The sequence below is a fragment of the Pseudomonas sp. S2_F07 genome, assembly GCF_054668325.1.
Window position 1 is genome coordinate 4961071 of the sequence record NZ_CP162758.1, and the last position, 21649, is coordinate 4982719.

The 21649-nt window shown below is 59.9% G+C and carries 23 protein-coding genes; 22 read left to right on the top strand and 1 reads right to left on the bottom strand.

Annotated features, from left to right (window positions below; translation table 11 throughout):
- The first annotated feature begins 41 nt into the window (after positions 1-41).
- The 3 genes from secD (at position 42) to AB4O40_RS22485 (ending at position 3507) form a co-directional block, all read left to right on the top strand.
- Positions 42-1910: a protein translocase subunit SecD gene (gene secD, locus AB4O40_RS22475; RefSeq protein WP_056721279.1), complete on the top strand. Its 1869-nt coding sequence runs from the start codon at positions 42-44 to the stop codon at positions 1908-1910.
- Positions 1911-1919: 9 nt separating this feature from the next.
- Positions 1920-2834 (top strand): protein translocase subunit SecF, encoded by a 915-nt coding sequence (secF, locus tag AB4O40_RS22480; protein WP_056721278.1) that lies wholly within the window; start codon positions 1920-1922, stop codon positions 2832-2834.
- Positions 2835-2955: 121 nt separating this feature from the next.
- Positions 2956-3507: a glycine zipper 2TM domain-containing protein gene (locus AB4O40_RS22485; protein WP_056721275.1), complete on the top strand. Its 552-nt coding sequence runs from the start codon at positions 2956-2958 to the stop codon at positions 3505-3507.
- Positions 3508-3757: 250 nt separating this feature from the next.
- Here AB4O40_RS22485 and suhB read toward each other — a convergent pair whose 3' ends face one another.
- Positions 3758-4576, bottom strand: coding sequence for a type III secretion system regulator SuhB (gene suhB, locus AB4O40_RS22490; RefSeq protein ID WP_008057724.1), 819 nt, complete (start codon positions 4574-4576; stop codon positions 3758-3760).
- A gap of 146 nt (positions 4577-4722) precedes the next feature.
- Between suhB and trmJ the strand changes: the two genes are divergently transcribed.
- The 19 genes from trmJ (at position 4723) to der (ending at position 21572) form a co-directional block, all read left to right on the top strand.
- Positions 4723-5493 carry a tRNA (cytosine(32)/uridine(32)-2'-O)-methyltransferase TrmJ gene (trmJ, locus tag AB4O40_RS22495; protein ID WP_460154604.1) on the top strand — a complete coding sequence of 257 codons (771 nt, stop codon included), beginning with the start codon at positions 4723-4725 and terminating at the stop codon, positions 5491-5493.
- 2 nt (positions 5494-5495) lie between these two features.
- Positions 5496-6269 (top strand): serine O-acetyltransferase, encoded by a 774-nt coding sequence (cysE, locus tag AB4O40_RS22500; protein ID WP_056721270.1) that lies wholly within the window; start codon positions 5496-5498, stop codon positions 6267-6269.
- 263 nt (positions 6270-6532) lie between these two features.
- Positions 6533-7024 carry a Fe-S cluster assembly transcriptional regulator IscR gene (gene iscR / locus AB4O40_RS22505; protein WP_003227911.1) on the top strand — a complete coding sequence of 164 codons (492 nt, stop codon included), beginning with the start codon at positions 6533-6535 and terminating at the stop codon, positions 7022-7024.
- Positions 7025-7074: 50 nt separating this feature from the next.
- The gene (locus AB4O40_RS22510) at positions 7075-8289 is read left to right on the top strand and encodes an IscS subfamily cysteine desulfurase (protein ID WP_056721268.1); all 1215 of its coding nucleotides are present in this window, start codon (positions 7075-7077) and stop codon (positions 8287-8289) included.
- 82 nt (positions 8290-8371) lie between these two features.
- Positions 8372-8758 carry a Fe-S cluster assembly scaffold IscU gene (gene iscU / locus AB4O40_RS22515; protein WP_056721266.1) on the top strand — a complete coding sequence of 129 codons (387 nt, stop codon included), beginning with the start codon at positions 8372-8374 and terminating at the stop codon, positions 8756-8758.
- 34 nt (positions 8759-8792) lie between these two features.
- Entirely contained in the window at positions 8793-9116 is a 324-nt protein-coding gene (gene iscA / locus AB4O40_RS22520) for an iron-sulfur cluster assembly protein IscA (protein WP_003227904.1), read from the top strand.
- A gap of 8 nt (positions 9117-9124) precedes the next feature.
- Positions 9125-9646 (top strand): co-chaperone HscB, encoded by a 522-nt coding sequence (gene hscB / locus AB4O40_RS22525; protein ID WP_046040913.1) that lies wholly within the window; start codon positions 9125-9127, stop codon positions 9644-9646.
- A 51-nt stretch (positions 9647-9697) separates the two neighbouring features.
- Positions 9698-11560, top strand: coding sequence for a Fe-S protein assembly chaperone HscA (gene hscA / locus AB4O40_RS22530; protein WP_056721263.1), 1863 nt, complete (start codon positions 9698-9700; stop codon positions 11558-11560).
- Between the two features lie 2 nt (positions 11561-11562).
- Positions 11563-11904, top strand: coding sequence for an ISC system 2Fe-2S type ferredoxin (gene fdx / locus AB4O40_RS22535; protein ID WP_007998670.1), 342 nt, complete (start codon positions 11563-11565; stop codon positions 11902-11904).
- Positions 11905-11918: 14 nt separating this feature from the next.
- The gene (iscX, locus tag AB4O40_RS22540; RefSeq protein WP_056721260.1) at positions 11919-12119 is read left to right on the top strand and encodes a Fe-S cluster assembly protein IscX; all 201 of its coding nucleotides are present in this window, start codon (positions 11919-11921) and stop codon (positions 12117-12119) included.
- Positions 12120-12320: 201 nt separating this feature from the next.
- Positions 12321-12746 (top strand): nucleoside-diphosphate kinase, encoded by a 426-nt coding sequence (ndk, locus tag AB4O40_RS22545; RefSeq protein WP_007903599.1) that lies wholly within the window; start codon positions 12321-12323, stop codon positions 12744-12746.
- 28 nt (positions 12747-12774) lie between these two features.
- Entirely contained in the window at positions 12775-13917 is a 1143-nt protein-coding gene (rlmN, locus tag AB4O40_RS22550; RefSeq protein WP_056721259.1) for a dual-specificity RNA methyltransferase RlmN, read from the top strand.
- A gap of 16 nt (positions 13918-13933) precedes the next feature.
- Positions 13934-14692: a type IV pilus biogenesis/stability protein PilW gene (pilW, locus tag AB4O40_RS22555; RefSeq protein WP_056721257.1), complete on the top strand. Its 759-nt coding sequence runs from the start codon at positions 13934-13936 to the stop codon at positions 14690-14692.
- Positions 14692-15699 carry a RodZ domain-containing protein gene (locus AB4O40_RS22560; protein ID WP_056721255.1) on the top strand — a complete coding sequence of 336 codons (1008 nt, stop codon included), beginning with the start codon at positions 14692-14694 and terminating at the stop codon, positions 15697-15699. Before pilW ends, AB4O40_RS22560 begins: the two co-directional genes overlap by 1 nt.
- 3 nt (positions 15700-15702) lie before the next feature.
- A complete protein-coding gene (gene ispG, locus AB4O40_RS22565) occupies positions 15703-16812 on the top strand; it encodes a flavodoxin-dependent (E)-4-hydroxy-3-methylbut-2-enyl-diphosphate synthase (RefSeq protein WP_003185136.1) in 1110 nt (369 codons plus the stop codon).
- 37 nt (positions 16813-16849) lie between these two features.
- The gene (gene hisS, locus AB4O40_RS22570) at positions 16850-18139 is read left to right on the top strand and encodes a histidine--tRNA ligase (protein WP_008053247.1); all 1290 of its coding nucleotides are present in this window, start codon (positions 16850-16852) and stop codon (positions 18137-18139) included.
- Between the two features lie 41 nt (positions 18140-18180).
- Complete coding sequence (locus AB4O40_RS22575) at positions 18181-18822, top strand: tetratricopeptide repeat protein (RefSeq protein ID WP_008053246.1); 642 nt, start codon at positions 18181-18183, stop codon at positions 18820-18822.
- Entirely contained in the window at positions 18815-19966 is a 1152-nt protein-coding gene (bamB, locus tag AB4O40_RS22580) for an outer membrane protein assembly factor BamB (RefSeq protein WP_056721253.1), read from the top strand. The genes AB4O40_RS22575 and bamB overlap by 8 nt, the downstream gene beginning before the upstream one ends.
- A 136-nt stretch (positions 19967-20102) precedes the next feature.
- Complete coding sequence (gene der, locus AB4O40_RS22585; RefSeq protein ID WP_046040936.1) at positions 20103-21572, top strand: ribosome biogenesis GTPase Der; 1470 nt, start codon at positions 20103-20105, stop codon at positions 21570-21572.
- Positions 21573-21649: the final 77 nt, after the last annotated feature.

Sequence of the window (21649 nt, forward strand, 5' to 3'; positions counted from 1 at the left end):
CGGGGCGCGCAAGGCGCCCCGCGTCATAAACGGGCGGCGTGATGCTGAACAAATATCCTCTGTGGAAATACATTCTGATCCTGGCGGTGCTGGCGGTCGGTCTGATTTATTCCGCTCCCAATCTTTATCCTGATGACCCGGCCATTCAGGTCAGCGGTGCAAGCACTGCACTGCAAGTCAATCAGGCTGATCTGGATCGTGTGAGCGCTGCGCTCAAGGAATCCGGGATCAACGTCAAGGCTGCCACCCTGGCTGCCAACGGCAAGGGCGGCCTGATTCGCCTGACCAAGGCTGAAGACCAACTGCCGGCCAAGGACGTTGTCCGCAAGGCGTTGGGTGATGACTACGTCGTTGCATTGAACCTGGCACAAACCACACCGCAATGGCTGCGCAGCCTCGCCGCGCACCCGATGAAGCTGGGTCTGGACTTGTCCGGTGGTGTGCACTTCCTGCTGGAAGTGGACATGGACAAAGCCCTCGACGCACGCCTGAAAGTCTACGAAGGCGACGTCAAGAGCCTGCTGCGCAAAGAAAAACTGCGTTATCGCAGCCTGCCGCAACTCGATGGTGCCATTCAGCTGGGCTTCTCTGATGAAGCGACCCGCGAACAGGCCCGTTCGATCATTCGCAAGAACTTCAACGATTTCGACATTGTTCCGGCCGACCTCAATGGCCAACCGGTGCTGCGTCTGGCGATGACCCCGGCCAAGCTGGCGGAAATCCGCGAATACTCCATCAAGCAGAACTTGACCACGGTACGTAACCGCGTCAACGAGCTGGGTGTTGCCGAGCCGATCGTCCAGCGTCAGGGCGCCAACCGCATCGTGGTTGAGCTGCCAGGCGTGCAGGACACTGCCGAAGCCAAGCGTATCCTCGGCAAGACGGCCAACCTCGAGTTCCGCCTGGCCGCTGAGCCTGGCGCTTCGAAAGCCACTTCCGAATCCTTCGAGTTCCGCGAGGGCAACCGTCCTCCTGCGCTGATCGAGCGTGGCCTGATCATCACCGGTGACCAGGTCACCGACGCCAAGGCTGGCTTCGGCGAGCACGGCACCCCGGAAGTGAACATTCGTCTGGACGGTCACGGCGGCGAGCTGATGAGCCGTGCGACCCGTTCGAACGTCGGTCGCAGCATGGCGGTGATCTTCATCGAGCAGCGTCCGGTTACCACCTACACCAAGCAGATGGTCAACGGCGTCGAGAAAGACGTGGCGGTCCAGAGCTTCAAGGAAGAGAAGAAGATCATCAGCCTGGCGACCATCCAGTCGCCGCTGGGTGCTCAGTTCCGCATCACTGGCCTGAACGGCCAGGGCGAGTCGTCCGAACTGGCGCTGCTGCTGCGTGCCGGTGGTCTGGCTGCTCCGATGTACTTCGCTGAAGAACGCACCATCGGCCCGAGCCTGGGTGCCGACAACATCACCAAGGGTATCGATGCATCGCTCTGGGGCATGCTGTTCGTCTCGCTGTTCATCATGGCCATCTACCGCTTCTTCGGCCTCATCGCCACCGTCGCACTGGCGGTGAACATGGTGATGCTGCTGGCCCTGATGTCGCTGCTGGGTGCAACGCTGACCCTGCCGGGTATCGCCGGTATCGTGTTGACCATGGGTATGGCGGTCGACGCCAACGTGCTGATCTTCTCGCGGATCCGTGAAGAGATCGCCGCCGGCATGACCGTGCAGCGCGCAATCAACGAAGGCTTCGGCCGGGCATTCACCGCGATTCTCGACGCCAACCTGACAACACTGTTGGTCGGCGGCATCCTCTTTGCCATGGGCACAGGTCCCGTCAAGGGCTTCGCAGTGACCATGTCCCTCGGGATCTTTACCTCGATGTTCACGGCCATCATGGTGACCCGCGCGATGGTCAACCTGATCTTCGGCGGTCGTGACTTCAAGAAGTTGTGGATTTAAGGGGCTGCCATGTTACGTACAATCAACTTCATGGGCGTTCGCAACTTTGCGTTCGGCGTCACATTGTTCCTTACCGCACTGGCGTTGTTCAGTGTTGCCACCAAGGGCATGAACTGGGGCCTGGACTTCACCGGCGGTACGCTCATCGAGCTGACCTACGAGCGTCCGGCTGACGTCACCCAGGTGCGTGAGCAGCTGGTGAAATCGGGTTATCACGAAGCCATCGTGCAGAACTTCGGTGCAACCACCGACCTGCTGGTGCGCATGCCTGGTGAAGACCCGCAACTGGGTCACCAGGTAGCCGAGGCCTTGCAGAAGGTCGGTGGCGAGAACCCGGCGACGGTCAAGCGCGTCGAGTTCGTCGGCCCGCAGGTGGGTGAAGAGCTGCGCGACCAGGGCGGCCTCGGCATGCTGATGGCGCTGGGCGGCATCCTGATCTACCTGGCTTTCCGCTTTCAGTGGAAGTTTGCGGTCGGTGCGATCGTTTCCCTGATCCATGACGTGATCGTGACCATCGGTATCCTGTCGTTCTTCCAGATCACCTTCGACCTGACGGTGCTGGCGGCGGTACTGGCGATCATCGGTTACTCGCTCAACGACACCATTGTGGTATTCGACCGGGTTCGCGAGAACTTCCGTGTACTGCGCAAGGCCAGCCTGATCGAGAACATCAACATCTCGACCACGCAAACCCTGCTGCGGACCATGGCGACTTCGATCTCCACCCTGCTGGCGATCGCGGCCCTGCTGTTCTTTGGTGGCGACAACCTGTTCGGCTTCTCCATCGCCCTGTTCATCGGTGTTCTGGCGGGTACTTACTCGTCGATCTACATCGCCAACGTGGTGCTGATCTGGCTGAACCTGAGCACGGAAGACCTGATTCCTCCGGCCAATACCGAGAAGGAAGTCGACGACCGTCCTTGAAGGCAAAGTCTTCAAGCGATGTAGTCCAAAAAAGGCGCGAGTTGAACTCGCGCCTTTTTTTGTGCTCCAAGGCTGGGAGAAGCGCGGACACGTTCCGCATGTGATGGTCCAGGAGGTTCATGTGAACAAGTCGATGCTGGTTGGTGCTGTACTGGGTGCTGTCGGTGTAACTGCCGGGGGTGCTGTGGCCACCTACAGCCTGGTTAAACAAAGCGGTCCTGAGTTTGCTCAGGTTCTAGCCGTTGAACCGGTCAAGACACAAATCAAGACTCCACGTGAAGTGTGCAAGGATGTAGCGGTCACCCGGCAGGCGCCGGTGAAAGATCAACACCAGATCGCCGGTACGGTGGTCGGTGCATTGGCAGGTGGTTTGCTGGGTAACCAGATCGGTGGCGGCAGCGGTAAGAAGATCGCCACGGTCGCGGGTGCTGTCGGTGGTGGTTACGCCGGCAACAAGGTGCAGGAAGGCATGCAAGAGCGTGACACCTACACCACGACCCAGACCCGTTGTAATACGGTGAATGACATCAGCGACAAGGTCGTGGGTTACGACGTGCGCTATTCGCTGGACGGCAAGGAAGGCAAGGTGCGCATGGATCGTGATCCAGGCAACCAGATTCCGGTGGATAAGGAAGGCAAGTTGATCCTGTCTGAGAATCAGGCGGCTCAGTGATCTGCTGATGCCGGATTAAAAAGAAGCACCCTGCGGGGTGCTTTTTTTGTGCCCACGATTTATGCATCACCGCCAACCCTCTGTGGGAGCGAGCTTGCTCGCGATGACGGTGTCACATTCAGCATATGAGGTGACTGATACCCCGCTATCGCGAGCAAGCTCGCTCCCACAGGGGGTTGTAGTGTTTTGAAGGGCGATTTTCAGGCATAAAAAAAGCACCCCGAAGGGTGCTTTCTCTGTCGCTGGAAGCTTAGCGCTTCAGCGAGGCCGGCAGGTGCGGCTGGATCGCCGTCAGCACTGCCTTGAAGCACTTGGTGTTACCGGCAACGACGTGGCCTTTCTCAAGGAAGTCGTGACCGCCGGTGAAGTCGCTCACCAAACCGCCAGCTTCCTGGATCAGCAGGGCGCCTGCAGCCATGTCCCATTCGGACAGGCCCGATTCCCAGAAGGCGTCGAAACGGCCGGCAGCCACGTAGGCCAGGTCCAGGCTCGCGGAACCGGCGCGGCGGATGCCGGCGGTCTGGCCAACCAGGGCGCGGAACATGCCCAGGTAGTTGTCGAGGTTGTCCATCTGGTCGTCACGGAACGGGAAGCCGGTACCCAGCAGGGCGCCGTCCAGGCTGGTGCGACCGCTGACGCGCAGGCGACGACCGTTCAGTTGGGCGCCGCGACCACGGCTGGCGGTGAATTCTTCCTGGCGAACCGGGTCCAGGACAACAGCGTGTTCCAGGCGACCGCGGTATTTGCAGGCGATGCTGACAGCGAAGTGAGGGATGCCGCGCAGGAAGTTGGTGGTGCCGTCCAGTGGATCGATGATCCACAGGTACTCTTCGCCTTCGATGCCGGAGCCGGCGTGCATGCCGGTCTCTTCACCCAGGATCGAGTGATTCGGGTAGGCCTTGCGCAGGGCGTCGATGATTTTCTGTTCGGCGGCGCGATCCACCTCGGATACGTAATCCTTGGCGTCTTTTTCGTCGACCTTGATGGTATCCAGGCGCTCGATGGAGCGGAAGATCAATTCACTGGCGCTGCGGGCGGCGCGCAGCGCGATATTCAGCATGGGCTGCATGGATGTGTCACCTAAGGTTGTTAAAGAAAGCCGGGCATTCTATCAGAAAGTTTCTACAGGAGAAGGACGACGTTCGCTTTCATGGCTTAACGGTAGCTAGCGCTGTAAGATTCGGCTCCCGATTATTGTGTTCGAGAGCGCCTCCCTTGCTGCAAAACATTCGTGTCGTCCTGGTCAATACCAGCCATCCGGGCAATATCGGCGGGGCTGCGCGTGCCATGAAGAACATGGGGCTGTCGCGGCTGGTGCTGGTCGAGCCTCGTCAGTTCCCGCATCACGAGGCCGATGCTCGTGCTTCCGGTGCCGGGGACATCCTTGAAAACGCGCAAGTCGTCGCCACCTTGGAAGATGCCTTGGTCGGCTGCAATCTGGTGCTTGGCACCAGTGCCCGCGACCGGCGCATTCCCCGGCCGCTGCTCGATCCCCGCGAATGCGGCACGAAAGTGGTCGAGGAAGCCGGGCAGGGCGCCCAAATCGCCTTGGTGTTCGGTCGTGAAGATTCCGGCCTGACCAACGAAGAGCTGCAGCGATGTCATTATCACGTGCACATTCCATCAGACCCTGAGTTCAGTTCGCTGAACCTTGGGGCGGCGGTGCAGGTGTTGGGTTATGAAGTGCGCATGTCCTGGCTGGCGGCCCAAGGCCGGCCGAGCAAGGTCGAGAAGGAAGAAGTGGCTTCGGTCAAAAGCGCGGAGCTTGCGACCATGGACGAGCTGGAACGATTCTATGAGCACCTGGAGCAGACCCTGGTGGCCATCGAATTCCTCGATCCGGAAAAGCCACGGCACTTGATGGCGCGCCTGCGCCGGTTGTACGGACGCAGCTCGGTCAGCCGGGCGGAAATGAATATTTTGCGTGGCATCCTCACGGAAACCCAGAAAGCGGCCCGTGGTGAGCTCCTTAAGCGGAAGGATTAATGATGTTCGAGCGTTTGCGTGAAGATATCCAGAGCGTATTCCACCGAGACCCGGCGGCGCGTAACGCTTTTGAAGTCCTGACTTGCTACCCCGGCATGCATGCCATCTGGATTCACCGTTTGTCGGCGATGCTGTGGCGCGCTGACCTGAAATGGCTGGCGCGGCTGGTGTCGAACTTCGGTCGCTGGTTGACCGGGATCGAGATCCATCCGGGTGCCAAGGTCGGTCGTCGCTTCTTCATTGACCATGGCATGGGCATCGTCATCGGTGAAACCGCCGAGATCGGCGATGACGTGACTATTTACCAGGGCGTGACCCTGGGCGGCACCAGCTGGAACAAGGGCAAGCGTCACCCGACCCTGGGTGATGGCGTCGTGGTCGGGGCGGGCGCGAAGGTGCTCGGTCCGTTCACTGTCGGTGCCGGGGCCAAGGTCGGTTCCAATGCGGTCGTGACCAAGGAAGTACCGCCGGGTGCCACTGTAGTGGGGATTCCGGGGCGGATCATCGTCAAGCCCGACGAAGAGCAGGACGCCAAGCGCAAGGCCATGGCCGAGAAAATCGGCTTCGATGCCTACGGCGTGACTGAAGACATGCCCGACCCGGTGGCTCGCGCCATCAACCAATTGCTCGATCACCTGCAGGCGGTCGATGGGCGCCTGGAGGGGATGTGCGGGGCGTTGAAGGATCTGGGCAGCAATTACTGTGCGAAAGATCTGCCTGAACTGCGCGAAGAAGACTTTGCCTGTGTGAAGGACAAGGGTCAGCAGACTGGCTGATGCCTTTGTGTAGGAGCTGCCGAAGGCTGCGATCTTTTGATCTTAGAGGGCAAGATCAAAAGATCGCAGCCTTCGGCAGCTCCTACGCAGGTCGCATTTAGACAATGGCAGAGCGCCGACCGGTGTGCCATTACGCCACAGACCCTGCTATGATGCGCCCGCTCTTTTGCGGGTAATCCCGACTAAAGTACTAGGTCTAATAGTTGACTTAAATACTCGGGAATTGCATACTCGCCTCATTCCGAACTCCGTGGTAATTGTCCATGCGACTGACTACAAAAGGCCGATACGCCGTGACCGCCATGCTTGACCTGGCGTTACACGCGCAGCACGGGCCCGTGTCCCTGGCCGATATCTCCGAGCGCCAAGGCATCTCCCTGTCCTACCTCGAACAGCTTTTCGCCAAGCTGCGCCGCAGCAACCTGGTGTCCAGCGTTCGCGGTCCGGGCGGTGGCTACCAATTGTCCCGCGACATGCAGGGCATCCAGGTCGCCCAGGTGATCGATGCGGTGAACGAATCGGTCGATGCAACCAAATGCCAGGGCCAGGGTGATTGCCACTCCGGTGACACTTGCCTGACTCACCACTTGTGGTGTGACCTGAGCCTGCAGATCCACGAATTTCTGAGCGGTATCAGCTTGGCTGACCTTGTGACTCGCCGTGAGGTGCAAGAAGTAGCCCAGCGCCAGGACCAACGCCGTTGCAATAGCAAGGCGCCACGCCTGGACAAGATTGAAGCGTCCGCCGTCGAATGACTGCCAGAGAGCTAGCGGCACGCCAGCCAGCCTGATTTAGGAGATAGTCCATGAAATTGCCGATTTACCTTGATTACTCTGCGACTACCCCGGTTGATCCGCGTGTCGCGCAAAAGATGAGTGAATGCCTGCTGGTCGACGGAAACTTCGGTAACCCGGCGTCCCGTTCCCATGTGTTCGGCTGGAAAGCCGAAGAGTCCGTCGAAAACGCCCGTCGTCAGGTGGCCGATCTGGTCAACGCCGACCCGCGTGAAATCGTCTGGACCTCCGGTGCTACCGAGTCCGACAACCTGGCAATCAAGGGTGCGGCACATTTCTATGCCACCAAAGGCAAGCACCTGATCACCACCAAGATTGAGCACAAGGCTGTCCTGGACACCATGCGCCAACTGGAGCGTGAAGGTTTTGAAGTGACCTACATCGAGCCTCGTACCGACGGCTTGGTAACTCCTGAGATGATCGAAGCCGAACTGCGCGACGACACCATCCTGGTTTCGGTCATGCACGTGAACAACGAAATCGGCACCATCAACGACATCGCAGCGATCGGCGAACTGCTCCGCTCCAAGGGCATCCTGTTCCACGTCGACGCCGCCCAGTCCACCGGCAAGGTCGAGATCGATCTTTCGAAGCTGAAAGTCGACATGATGTCGTTCTCCGCCCACAAGACCTACGGTCCTAAAGGCATCGGCGCCCTGTACGTAAGCCGCAAGCCGCGCGTACGTATTGAAGCGACCATGCACGGTGGCGGCCACGAGCGCGGCATGCGTTCCGGCACCCTGGCGACCCACCAGATCGTCGGCATGGGTGAAGCTTTCCGCGTGGCCAAGGAAGACATGGCTGCCGAGAACGCACGCATCAAGGCGTTGAGCGACCGCTTCTACAAGCAGGTCGAGCACCTGGAAGAGCTGTACGTCAACGGCAGCCTGACCGCCCGCGTTCCGCACAACCTGAACCTGAGCTTCAACTACGTTGAAGGCGAGTCGCTGATCATGGCGCTCAAGGATCTGGCGGTTTCGTCCGGTTCGGCCTGCACCTCGGCGTCCCTGGAGCCTTCGTACGTACTGCGCGCCCTGGGCCGCAACGACGAACTGGCACACAGCTCGATCCGCTTCACCTTCGGCCGTTTCACCACCGAAGAAGAAATCGACTACGCCGCGCAGAAAGTCTGCGAGGCCGTTACCAAGCTGCGCGCTCTGTCGCCGCTGTGGGACATGTACAAAGACGGTGTCGACATTTCGAAAATCGAGTGGGCGGCACACTGATTTCAAGTCGCCGCAATCAGCCCTGTAAACTCAGGTTTCAGGGCTTCAAGAGCGACTCTCTGATGAGTGAGGATTAAGAATCATGGCTTACAGCGAAAAGGTCATCGACCACTACGAAAACCCGCGCAACGTCGGCAAGATGGATGCGCAAGATCCTGATGTCGGCACCGGCATGGTCGGCGCTCCGGCGTGCGGCGACGTGATGCGCCTGCAGATCAAGGTCAACGACGCCGGTATCATCGAAGATGCCAAGTTCAAGACCTACGGCTGCGGTTCGGCTATCGCTTCCAGCTCCCTCGCCACCGAGTGGATGAAGGGCAAGACCCTGGACGAAGCGGAAACCATCAAGAACACCCAGCTGGCTGAAGAACTGGCCCTGCCGCCAGTGAAAATCCACTGCTCGGTACTCGCTGAAGACGCCATCAAGGCGGCCGTTCGCGATTACAAGCAGAAGAAAGGCTTGATCTGATTTTCGAGTTTTGGCGACGAGTAAGGAGTCACCGATGGCTATCAGCATGACAGAAGCGGCTGCTCGACACGTGCGGCGCTCCCTCGACGGGCGCGGCAAAGGTGAAGGGATTCGTCTGGGTGTTCGCACCACGGGCTGTTCCGGTCTTGCCTACGTGCTGGAGTTTGTCGACGAGGTGGTTGCAGAGGACCAGGTGTTCGAAAGTCATGGCGAAAAAGTGATCATCGACCCGAAAAGCCTCGCTTACCTGGACGGCACCGAGCTCGATTTCGTCAAGGAAGGGTTGAACGAAGGCTTCAAGTTCAACAACCCCAACGTACGCGGTGAATGTGGCTGCGGCGAAAGCTTCAACATCTGAGGCTTGTCGTGGGTACTCCTTGTCATTTCGCTTTATTTGAGCTGCAACCGAGTTTCGATCTGGACCTCGATCAGCTGGCTACGCGCTACCGTGAGTTGGCGCGCAGTGTTCATCCGGACCGCTTTGCCGACGCTTCCGAGCGTGAGCAGCGGTTGGCGCTGGAGCAATCCGCGAGCCTCAACGAGGCCTACCAGACGCTCAAGAGTCCACCCAAGCGCGCGCGTTACCTGCTCGCCTTGAATGGTGGCGAGCTGCCGCTGGAGGTCACGGTGCATGATCCGGAGTTCCTTCTGCAGCAGATGGAGCTGCGTGAAGAGCTCGAAGACCTGCAGGACAGCGCCGACCTCAATGGCGTTGCCGTCTTCAAGCGTCGCCTGAAGGCTGCCCAGGATGAACTGAACCAAAGCTTCGCAGCTTGCTGGAACGATGCCGCGCACCGTGAACAGGCCGAACGCCTGATGCGGCGCATGCAGTTCCTCGACAAGCTCACCTACGAAGTGCGCCAGTTAGAAGAGCGCCTCGACGATTAACCCAGTGCCGCTCCGGTCGCACGCCTGATATACAGATAAGTCCTGATAACGATGGCCCTACTGCAGATCGCCGAACCCGGCCAAAGTCCTCAACCGCACCAGCGTCGTCTGGCTGTGGGGATCGACTTGGGCACTACCAATTCGCTGGTCGCTGCATTGCGCAGTGGTCTTTCCGAGCCGCTTGCCGACGCAGAAGGGCAGGTCATCCTGCCGTCTGCCGTGCGCTACCACGCCGATCGCGTCGAGGTGGGCGAATCCGCCAAGCTGGCTGCCGCTACCGATCCCTTGAATACTGTGTTGTCGGTCAAGCGCTTGATGGGTCGTGGTCTGTCCGACGTCAAGCAGCTTGGTGATCAGTTGCCGTACCGCTTTGTCGGTGGCGAGTCGCACATGCCGTTCATCGACACGATCCAGGGCCCGAAAAGCCCGGTGGAAGTCTCCGCCGACATCCTCAAGGTCCTGCGCCAACGCGCTGAAGCGACCCTGGGTGGTGAGCTGGTGGGCGCGGTGATCACCGTTCCGGCCTATTTCGACGACGCCCAGCGTCAAGCCACCAAGGACGCGGCCAAGCTGGCCGGTCTGAACGTGCTGCGTTTGCTCAATGAGCCGACCGCTGCGGCCGTGGCTTATGGTCTGGACCAGCACGCTGAAGGCCTGGTCGCGATCTACGACCTGGGCGGCGGTACCTTCGATATTTCGATTCTGCGCCTGACCGGCGGTGTCTTCGAAGTTTTGGCCACCGGTGGCGACAGCGCCCTGGGTGGCGATGACTTCGACCACGCGATCGCTGGCTGGATCATCGAGAGCGCCGGTCTGTCCGCCGACCTCGATCCGGGTGCGCAACGCAATTTGCTGCAAACCGCCTGTGCGGCCAAGGAAGCCCTGACCAATGCTGCGGCCGTTGAGGTTGCCCATGGCGACTGGAAAGCCGAGCTGACCCGCGAAGCCTTCAATGCGCTGATCGAGCCGATGGTCGCTCGCAGCCTGAAAGCCTGCCGCCGCGCTGTTCGTGATTCCGGTATCGAACTGGAAGATGTGCACGCCGTAGTCATGGTCGGTGGTTCGACTCGCGTGCCTCGCGTTCGCGAAGCCGTCGCCGAAGCCTTTGGTCGCCAGCCGCTGACTGAAATCGACCCGGATCAAGTGGTGGCCATCGGTGCTGCGATCCAGGCCGATACCTTGGCGGGCAACAAGCGCGATGGCGGCGAACTGTTGCTGCTGGACGTGATTCCGTTGTCCCTGGGGCTGGAAACCATGGGCGGCCTGATGGAGAAGGTGATTCCGCGCAATACCACCATCCCCGTCGCCCGCGCCCAGGACTTCACCACCTATAAAGACGGCCAGTCGGCCATGGCCATCCACGTATTGCAGGGCGAGCGCGAGCTGATCAGCGACTGCCGCTCCCTGGCGCGCTTCGAGTTGCGCGGCATTCCGGCGATGGTGGCTGGCGCGGCGAAGATCCGCGTGACCTTCCAGGTCGACGCCGACGGTCTGCTCAGCGTTTCCGCCCGTGAGCTGGGTTCGGGAGTTGAGGCCAGCATCCAGGTCAAGCCGTCCTACGGTCTGACCGACGGCGAAATCGCCAGGATGCTCAAGGATTCGTTCCAGCACGCCAATGACGACAAGGTTGCCCGCGTACTGCGCGAGCAGCAGGTCGACGCCCAGCGCCTGATCGAGGCGGTACAGGCTGCCCTGGAGGCCGATGGCGAGCGCTTGCTCGATGCCGAAGAGCGCCTGGTCATCGACATGCAGGTGCAGGAACTGACCGAACTGATGAAAGGTACCGATGGTTACGCCATCGAGCAGCAGACCAAGCGTCTGTCGCAAGTGACCGACGCCTTTGCTGCCCGCCGCCTGGACTCGACGGTGAAAGCCGCGCTGGCGGGGCGCAACCTGAATGAGATTGAGGAATAACGATGCCGCAGGTCATTTTTCTGCCACACGAGAAGTTTTGCCCCGAAGGCATGGTTGTTGAGGCTGAAACAGGTATTTCCATCCTCGAGCTGGCCCATGAGCACCACATCGAGATGGAAAGCGCTTGCGGCGGCGTCTGTGCCTGCACCACCTGCCACTGCATCATCCGCGAGGGTTTCGACTCGCTGGAAGAGGCTGACGAGCTGGAAGAGGACTACCTTGATAAGGCCTGGGGTCTTGAGCGCGAGTCCCGTCTGGGGTGCCAGGCCAAGGTCGGTACCGAAGACCTGACCGTCGAGATTCCGAAGTACTCGCTCAACCACGCAGCCGAAGCACCGCACTGATTCAAGGAATTGTCATGAAACTCAAGTGGACTGATGTGCTGGAGATTGCGATCCAGCTGGCTGAAAGCAAGCCCGACGTGGACCCTATGTCGGTCAACTTCGTCGATCTGCGTAAATGGGTGATGGAACTGCCCGATTTCGACGACATGCCTGAGCATTGTGGCGAAAAGATCCTGGAGGCCATTCAGGCCCACTGGATCGAAGAGCGCGAGTAGGAGCTGACTCGCGAAGCGAGGCTGCGATCTTTTCCATCCGCTTGAGTTTCAAGCACGGGATCGGGATCAAAGGATCGCAGCCTTCGGCAGCTCCTACAGAAGGTAGGCGTCGCGACCGTCACTCAGTTAGGCAATACCCGAGAACCCGCGTATAATTCGCGGGTTTAATTTTTCGTAAATTACCGTTTCTGGAGTTACACCATGGCTGTTCAACGTACTTTCTCCATCATCAAGCCTGACGCCGTTGCTAAAAACGTGATCGGCGAGATCACCACTCGTTTCGAAAAAGCTGGCCTGCGCGTTGTAGCTTCGAAACTGAAGCAACTGTCCAAAGCTGAAGCCGAAGGCTTCTACGCTGAGCACAGCGCTCGTGGTTTCTTCAACGACCTGGTTGCTTTCATGATCTCCGGTCCGGTTGTCGTTCAGGTTCTGGAAGGCGAAAACGCTATCGCTCTGAACCGTGAGCTGATGGGCGCTACCAACCCTAAAGAAGCTGCTGCCGGCACCATCCGTGCTGACTTCGCTGACTCCATCGACGCCAACGCTGTACACGGTTCGGACTCCGAAGCCGCTGCCGCTCGCGAAATCTCGTACTTCTTCGCAGCTACTGAAGTAACCACTCGCTAAGCATTGGCTTAAGAGTGAAGGTGAATCCATGACTACATCGACTGTAAAAACTAACCTGCTGGGTCTGACTCAGCTGGAAATGGAAAAATTCTTCGACTCAATCGGGGAGAAGCGTTTCCGTGCCGGTCAGGTAATGAAATGGATTCACCACTTTGGTGTCGATGATTTCGATGCCATGACGAACGTCAGCAAGGCCTTGCGCGAAAAGCTCAAGACTGTTGCCGAGGTCCGTGGTCCGGAAGTGGTCAGCGAGGACATCTCCAGCGACGGCACCCGCAAGTGGGTGGTGCGCGTGGCGTCCGGCAGCTGCGTCGAGACCGTATACATTCCCCAGGGCAAGCGCGGTACCTTGTGCGTTTCGTCCCAGGCAGGCTGTGCCCTGGATTGCAGTTTCTGCTCCACCGGCAAGCAAGGCTTCAACAGCAACCTCACCGCCGCCGAAGTCATCGGCCAGGTGTGGATTGCCAACAAATCCTTTGGTAGCGTCCCGGCAACCGTCGACCGTGCCATCACCAACGTGGTGATGATGGGCATGGGTGAGCCGCTGCTGAACTTCGACAACGTCGTCGCGGCCATGCATCTGATGATGGACGACCTGGGCTACGGCATTTCCAAGCGCCGTGTGACCCTGTCGACCTCCGGCGTGGTGCCGATGATCGATGAGCTGTCCAAGCACATCGACGTCTCCCTGGCGTTGTCCCTGCACGCACCGAATGACGCATTGCGTAACCAATTGGTGCCGATCAACAAGAAGTATCCGCTTAAGATGCTGCTCGAGTCGTGCCAGCGCTACATGTCGAACCTCGGCGAAAAGCGCGTGCTGACCATCGAATACACCTTGCTCAAGGACATCAATGACAAGGTCGAGCACGCCGTGGAGATGATCGAGCTGCTCAAGAACATCCCGTGCAAGATCAACCTGATCCCGTTCAACCCGTTCCCGCACTCCGGTTACGAGCGCCCGAGCAACAACGCCATCCGGCGTTTCCAGGATCAGCTGCATCATGCCGGCTTCAACGTCACCGTCCGCACCACCCGTGGTGAAGACATCGACGCGGCCTGTGGTCAATTGGTAGGGCAGGTGCTGGATCGCACCCGTCGCAGCGAACGTTATATCGCCGTGCGTGAACTCAACGCCGAGAACGATGTAGCGCAAGACGCCGCGAAATAACCGAGAGAGGATCTCTATGTCCCTGCGCTTTGCGCTGCTTTTGCTGTTGGCCAGCCTGTGTGCTGGCTGCGTGCTTTCGGGCGACTACAACCCGATGAAGACCAGCAAGGGTCGTGATGAGGCGCGTGAGGCGTACGTGCAACTTGGTATCGGGTATTTGCAACAAGGCATGACCGAGCGCGCCAAGGTTCCACTGAAGAAAGCGCTGGAGCTCGATGGCTCCGACCCTGATGCCAACGCGGCGCTGGGGCTGGTGTTCCAGGCCGAGATGGAACCGGAACTTGCCGACGAGCATTTTCGCAAGGCGCTGGCTTCCCGTCCCGCCGATGCACGAATCCTCAATAACTACGGCAGTTTTCTGTTCGAGCAGAAACGTTACAACGAAGCCTACGAGCGCTTCGAGCAAGCCGCTGCCGATACCCTGTATCCTGAGCGTTCGCGGGTGTTCGAGAACCTGGGCATGACCGCTGCAATGCTCGGTCAGCGCGATCTGGCCCAACAGCAACTGGAAAAAGCCCTGCGCCTGAACCACCAACAACCACGTGCATTGCTGGAAATGGCTGAGTTGTCTTACGAAGACAGGCATTATGTGCCCGCGCGTGACTATTACGACCGTTTTAGCCAGCTCTCCGAACAAAATGCACGTAGTCTATTGCTCGGCGTTCGGCTGGCAAAAGTGTTCGAAGACCGCGACAAGGCCGCAAGCAAAGGCCTGCAACTAAAAAGACTCTATCCCGGTACGCCGGAATATCAGCAATACCTGTCGGAGCAATGATGAAAGCGGCGCATCCCGAAGTTGTAGCAGCGAATCGCGTAAACCCCGGTGAGACTTTACGCCAGGCCCGCGAAAGCAATGGCTGGTCGCTGGCCGAAGTGGCCCTCAAGCTCAACCTCACCACCACTTCCCTGAGCAATCTGGAAGCCGGCGCCTTCGACAAGCTGCCCGGGCATACGTTTGCTCGCGGTTACATTCGCGCCTATGCCAAATTGCTCGGCATGGACCAGGCCGTTCTGGTCCAGCAATTCGATCAATCCACCGGTACCGACTCCCAGGGCAGCAATGTTCACAGCCTGGGTCGTATTGAAGAGCCTGTGCGGGTTTCCCACACCATTTTGCGAATCGTCAGCCTGCTGTTGCTGGTCGCGGTGATCGGTGGCGGGTTCGTCTGGTGGCAGGATCAGACCTCGATGCGCACCAAGGACCTGATCGGTCTGGCGCCAGAACACGTTGAAGTCGAAGGCGCCGACGGTACGACACAGATTCATCCGCTGGACGAGCCGGAAGACCAGGCCGTCGCGGAAGGTCAATCCGACGGCGGAACCGCCCTCGCGCTGCCACAGGCCGACGCTGCGGCCGAAGCACCAGAACAGGCTCAAGTGACTGCGCCAGCCGCCCCGGCAGCGCCGACCGCGCCAGCCGCACCTGCCCATACCACCGCGCCTGTTGTCGCAGCGCCGGTGATCCCGGCAGCTCCAGTCGTTCCGGCCCCGGTGGCGACTGCACCGGTAACCGCTCCTGCTCAAGCCGCGCCAGTGGCCGGTGAAGGCCAGGTCCAGGTGCAGTTCACCTCCGATTGCTGGACACAAGTGACCGACGGTAGCGGCAAGGTGCTGTTCAGCGGTCTCAAACGCAAAGGCGACAGCCTGGCAGTCAATGGCAAGCCTCCGTTTGCCGTGCGTCTGGGCTTTGCCCGCGGCGCTCAGGTCAGCTACAACGGCCAGCCGGTCGATGTCGCTCCGTTCACCAGTGGCGAGACTGCTCGCCTGAAGTTGGGTCAATAAGTCATGCACGGCGAATCTCCAATCAAACGTCGCGAATCCCGCAAGATCTGGGTCGGTAACGTGCCTGTTGGCGGCGATGCGCCTATCGCTGTGCAGAGTATGACCAACAGCGACACCAACGATGTCGCGGCCACGGTCGCGCAAATCAATCGTCTGGAAGCGGCCGGCGTCGATATCGTGCGGGTCTCCGTACCGGACATGGACGCCGCCGAAGCCTTCGGCAAGATCAAGCAGCTGGTCAAGGTGCCTCTGGTTGCCGACATTCACTTCGACTACCGGATCGCTCTGCGCGTCGCCGAACTGGGTGTCGATTGCCTGCGGATCAACCCGGGCAATATCGGTCGCGAAGACCGCGTGCGTGCGGTGGTGGATGCCGCCCGTGACCGCGGGATCCCGATCCGTATCGGCGTGAACGCCGGTTCCCTGGAAAAAGACCTGCAAAAGAAATACGGCGAGCCGACCCCGGCGGCGCTGGTCGAGTCGGCCTTGCGCCACGTCGAGCACCTTGAACGCCTGAACTTCCAGGACTTCAAGGTCAGCGTGAAAGCCTCCGACGTGTTCATGGCCGTCGAAGCCTACCGCTTGTTGGCCAAGGAAATCGTCCAGCCGCTGCACCTGGGCATCACCGAAGCCGGTGGTTTGCGTTCCGGCACGGTGAAATCTGCCGTGGGCCTCGGTATGCTGCTCGCCGAAGGGATTGGCGATACTATCCGCATCTCGTTGGCGGCCGACCCGGTCGAGGAAGTGAAAGTCGGCTACGACATTCTCAAGTCCCTGCACCTGCGTTCCCGTGGCATCAACTTCATCGCCTGCCCGAGCTGCTCGCGGCAGAACTTCGATGTGGTCAAGACCATGAACGAGCTGGAAGGGCGTCTCGAAGATTTGCTGGTGCCGCTGGATGTCGCGGTGATCGGTTGCGTGGTCAACGGCCCTGGCGAAGCCAAGGAAGCCCATATCGGCTTGACCGGCGGCACGCCGAACCTGATTTACATCGACGGCAAGCCGTCGCAGAAACTGACGAATGACAATCTGGTGGATGAGCTTGAACGATTGATCCGCCAGAAAGCGGCCGAAAAGGTCGAAGCTGACGCTGCCGTTATTGCGCGCGGCTGAACCTGACTGAAGAGCCGAACGAATTTAAGGATTTAAAGTGAGCAAGTCATTGCAAGCCATTCGTGGCATGAACGACATCCTGCCCGAACAGACCCCCCTGTGGCGTCATTTCGAAGGCACCGTTTCGCGCCTGCTGGATAACTACGGTTACAAGCAGATCCGCATGCCGATCGTCGAGTTCACCGAGCTGTTCAAGCGTTCCATCGGTGAAGTGACCGACATCGTCGAAAAAGAGATGTACACCTTCGACGACCGCAACGGCGACTCCCTGACCCTGCGCCCTGAAGGCACGGCGGCCTGTGTGCGCGCGGTGCTGGAACACGGCATCACCGGCGGCGGCCAGGTTCAGAAACTCTGGTACATCGGCCCGATGTTCCGCCACGAGCGTCCACAGAAAGGCCGTTATCGCCAGTTCCACCAGATCGGTGTGGAGGTGTTCAACCTCGACGGTCCGGACATCGACGCCGAGCTGATCGTGCTGACGTGGCGCCTGTGGGGCGAACTGGGCATCCGCGATGCGGTCAAGCTCGAGCTCAACAGCCTGGGCACCAGCGAATCCCGTGGTCGTTATCGCGAGGCACTGGTGGAGTTCCTGTCCCGGCACCTGGACAAGCTGGACGAAGACAGCCAGCGCCGCCTGAAGACCAACCCGTTGCGCGTCCTGGACACCAAGAATGCGGAGACACAGGCGATTCTGGTCGATGCGCCGAAAATGGCCGACTACCTCGACGAAGAATCCCGCGTGCACTTCGAGGGCCTCAAGGCTCGCCTGGACGCCGCCGGCATTCCTTACGTGATCAACCCGAAGCTGGTTCGCGGGCTGGATTACTACAGCAAGACCGTTTTCGAATGGGTCACCGACAAACTCGGCGCCCAGGGCACCGTGTGTGCTGGTGGTCGTTACGACGGCCTGGTCGAGCAGATGGGCGGCAAGCCGACCGCCGGCGTTGGCTTTGCGATGGGCATCGAACGCCTGGTGCTGTTGCTCGAAACCCTGGAGCAGATCCCGCAAGAGATCTCCCGTCAGGTCGACGTCTACCTCTGCGCTTTCGGTGAAGCCGCCGAACTGGCTGGCCTGACCCTGGCGGAGCGGGTTCGTGACCAGTTGCCCAACCTGCGCCTGCAAGTGAATGCCGGCGCCGGCAGTTTCAAAAGCCAGTTCAAGAAGGCCGACAAGAGCGGTGCGCTGTACGCGCTGATCCTCGGTGACGACGAAATGGCCCAGCAAGTGGTAGGTTTCAAACCCCTGCGTGGCCAGGGCGAACAACAAAGCATTGCCTGGGATGCGCTTGCAGCGCACCTGGCCACCTGCGTCGTGCAGGGTTGAAGCTGTCTAAACAGCCGAATTAGCGATTAAGGAGTATTGGGGTGTCGAGTACCGAAGACGAACATTTGATGGAATTGAAGGAATGGTGGTCACGCAACGGTAAGCCCCTGGTCACTGGTGGCCTGTTGGCGCTGGTCATCGTGTTCGGCTGGCAGGCGTTCCACAAGTATCAGAGCAATCAGTCGCAAGGCGCCTCGATTCTCTATCAGCAATTGCTCGAAACCACGCTGACGCCTGACGGCAAGCCTGACGCGGCCCGTGTTTCGGACCTGGCCGGCAAGCTCAACAGCGAGTTTGGCGGCAGCGCCTACGCGCAGTACGGCAGCCTGTTCGTTGCCAAGGTAGCGGTCGACAGCGGCAAGCTGGACGACGCGGCCAGCGAGCTCAAAGCCATTGTCGCCAAGCCGGCCAACCCGGCGCTGGGCGAAATCGCCCGTCAGCGTCTGGCCCAGGTACTCGGCGCGCAGAACAAGGCCGACGAAGCACTGAAGCTGCTCGAAGGCGATGCCGACAAGGCATTCCTGGCCACTCGCGAAGAACTCAAGGGTGACCTGCTGGTGCAGCTGGGTCGTACCGACGAGGCTAGCGCGGCGTATCAAAAAGCCAAGGCGGCACTGTCGGATGAAGCGGCGGTCGGTGGCCTGCAAATCAAGCTGGACGACCTGGCCAAAGGGGATGCGTGACGTGATTCGTTGGAAACATGCAGCATTGCTGGCCCTGGCCATTTTGGCCGCGGGTTGCAGCAGCAACAGCAAAAAAGAACTGCCTCCGGCCGAGCTGGTCGACTTCAAGGAAGAAGTGGTTCTGCACAAGCAGTGGAGTCGTTCGATCGGTGACGGTCAGGGCGAAACCTACAACATGCTGGTTCCGGCCATCGATGGCGATACCATCTATGCCGCCGACGTCACTGGCGTGTTGATGGCAATGGACCGCAACACCGGCGACGTCAAATGGAAGAAAGACCTCGAACTGCCTGTCTCCGGCGCCGTTGGTGTTGGTTACGGACTGGTCACCATTGGTACGATCAAGGGTGAAATCGTTGCCCTGGACGCGATCAACGGTGAAGAAAAGTGGCGCGCTCGCGTGTCCAGCGAAGTACTGGCGCCGCCAGCCAACAACGGCGACGTCGTGGTGGTTCAGACCCAGGACGATCGTCTGATCGGTCTGGACGCCTCCACCGGTGACCGTCGCTGGATCTATGACAGTACGCCTGCGGTACTGACCCTGCGCGGTACCAGTGCGCCGATCGTGACCAACCGCCTCGCGGTGGCTGGCCTGTCGACCGGTAAAGTGGTTGCCGTGGACATCACCAACGGCGTACCAGTGTGGGAACAGCGCGTAGCGATCCCGCAAGGCCGTTCGGAACTGGAGCGCGTGGTCGACATCGACGGTGGCTTGCTGCTGTCGGGCGAGACGCTGTATGTCGCCAGCTATCAGGGGCGCGTTGCCGCTCTGGACCTGCAAAGCGGCCGTCAGCTCTGGCAGCGTGATGCTTCCAGCTATGCCGGTGTCGCCCAGGGTTTCGGTACCGTTTATGTGAGCCTGTCTTCGGGCACCGTTGAAGGCGTCGATGAGCGTTCCACCACAGCCTTGTGGAGCAACGACTCGCTGGCCCGCCGTCAACTGTCGGCTCCGGAAGTGTTCTCCAGCTACGTTGCAGTCGGTGACCTGGAAGGTTACCTGCACCTGCTGAGTCAGGTGGACGGTCGTTTCGTCGGCCGCGAGCGCATCGACAGCGACGGCCTGCGTGCCCGTCCGCTGGTGGTGGGTGACACGATTTATGTGTATGGCAACAGCGGCAAACTGGAAGCCCTGACCATCAAGTAACGACTATGCTTGGGGTTTAACCCCCAAGCGGCCCCGGTTTACCGGGGTTTGCAGCGCTTTCAAGCGTTGCCCCGAGCACCAGCCGCTGCCTCGCAGCGGCTTTTGTATTTTCTGAAATAACGAAGTGGAGAGCCGCATGGTTCCCGTAATCGCCCTGGTGGGCCGACCGAACGTCGGCAAGTCCACCTTGTTCAACCGCCTGACCAGGACTCGTGACGCCATCGTCGGCGACTTGTCCGGTCTGACCCGTGATCGCCAGTACGGTGAGGCCAAGTGGCAAGGGCGTTCCTACATTCTGATCGACACCGGCGGTATCTCCGGTGACGAACACGGTATGGACGAAAAGATGGCCGAGCAGTCGCTGCTGGCCATCGAAGAAGCGGATGTCGTTCTGTTCCTGGTAGATGCCAAGGCCGGTTTCACCGCCGCCGACCAGATGATCGCCGAGCATTTGCGCAAACGTAACAAGCGTTCCTACGTGGTTGCCAACAAGGTCGACAACATCGACCCGGAAATGGCCCGCGCCGAATTCGCTCCATTGGGCATGGGCCACGCGATTCCAATCGCTGGTGCTCACGGTCGTGGCATCACCCAGATGCTGGAAATCGCCTTGAGTGACTTCCCGAAAGACGATGACGAGCTGGAAGAAGGCGAGGAAGAAGACGTCGCCGAAGGCGAGGAAGCCAAGCGCATTCCTGGCCCGAGCGAAAAAGACGGGATCAAGATCGCCATCATCGGCCGTCCGAACGTCGGCAAGTCGACCCTGGTCAACCGCATGCTCGGCGAAGACCGGGTAATCGTCTACGACCAACCCGGCACCACCCGCGACAGTATCTACATCCCGTTCGAGCGTAACGACGAGAAGTACACGCTGATCGACACCGCCGGTGTGCGCAAGCGCGGCAAGATCCACGAAGAAGTCGAAAAGTTCTCCGTGGTCAAAACCCTGCAAGCGATCAAAGACGCCAACGTGGTGATCTTCGTGATGGACGCCCGCGAAGGCGTGGTGGACCACGACCTCAACCTGCTGGGCTTTGCCCTCGAGGCCGGTCGTGCGTTGGTCATCGCGATCAACAAGTGGGACGGCATGACGCCGAGCGAGCGCGACTTCGTCAAGATCGAGTTGCAGCGTCGCCTGTTCTTCGTCGAGTTTGCCGATATTCACTTTATCTCGGCACTGCACGGCACCGGCGTGGGCAACCTCTACGCCTCGGTACAGAACTCGTTCAAGTCCGCGGTTACCCGCTGGCCGACCAGCCGCCTGACCCAGATTCTGGAAGACGCGGTCAGCGAGCACCAGCCGCCGATGGTCAACAGCCGCCGGATCAAGCTGCGTTATGCCCACCTGGGTGGCGCGAACCCGCCGATCATCGTGATTCACGGTAACCAGATCGAGAAGGTGCCGAAGTCCTACGTGCGTTACCTGGAAAACACGTATCGCCGTGTGCTGAAGCTGGTCGGTACGCCGATCCGCATCGAGTTCAAGGGTGGCGAGAACCCGTACGAAGGCAACAAGAACACGCTCACCGACCGTCAGGTCAACAAGAAGCGTCGCTTGATGTCGCACCACAAGAAGGCCGACAAGAAGCGTCGCGACAAGCGCTGATCGAGGTTTTTCCCGTGGGATGGAAAGGGCGCCAATGGCGCCCTTTTTCATGCCTGCCGTTTGGGCTATCCTCGGAC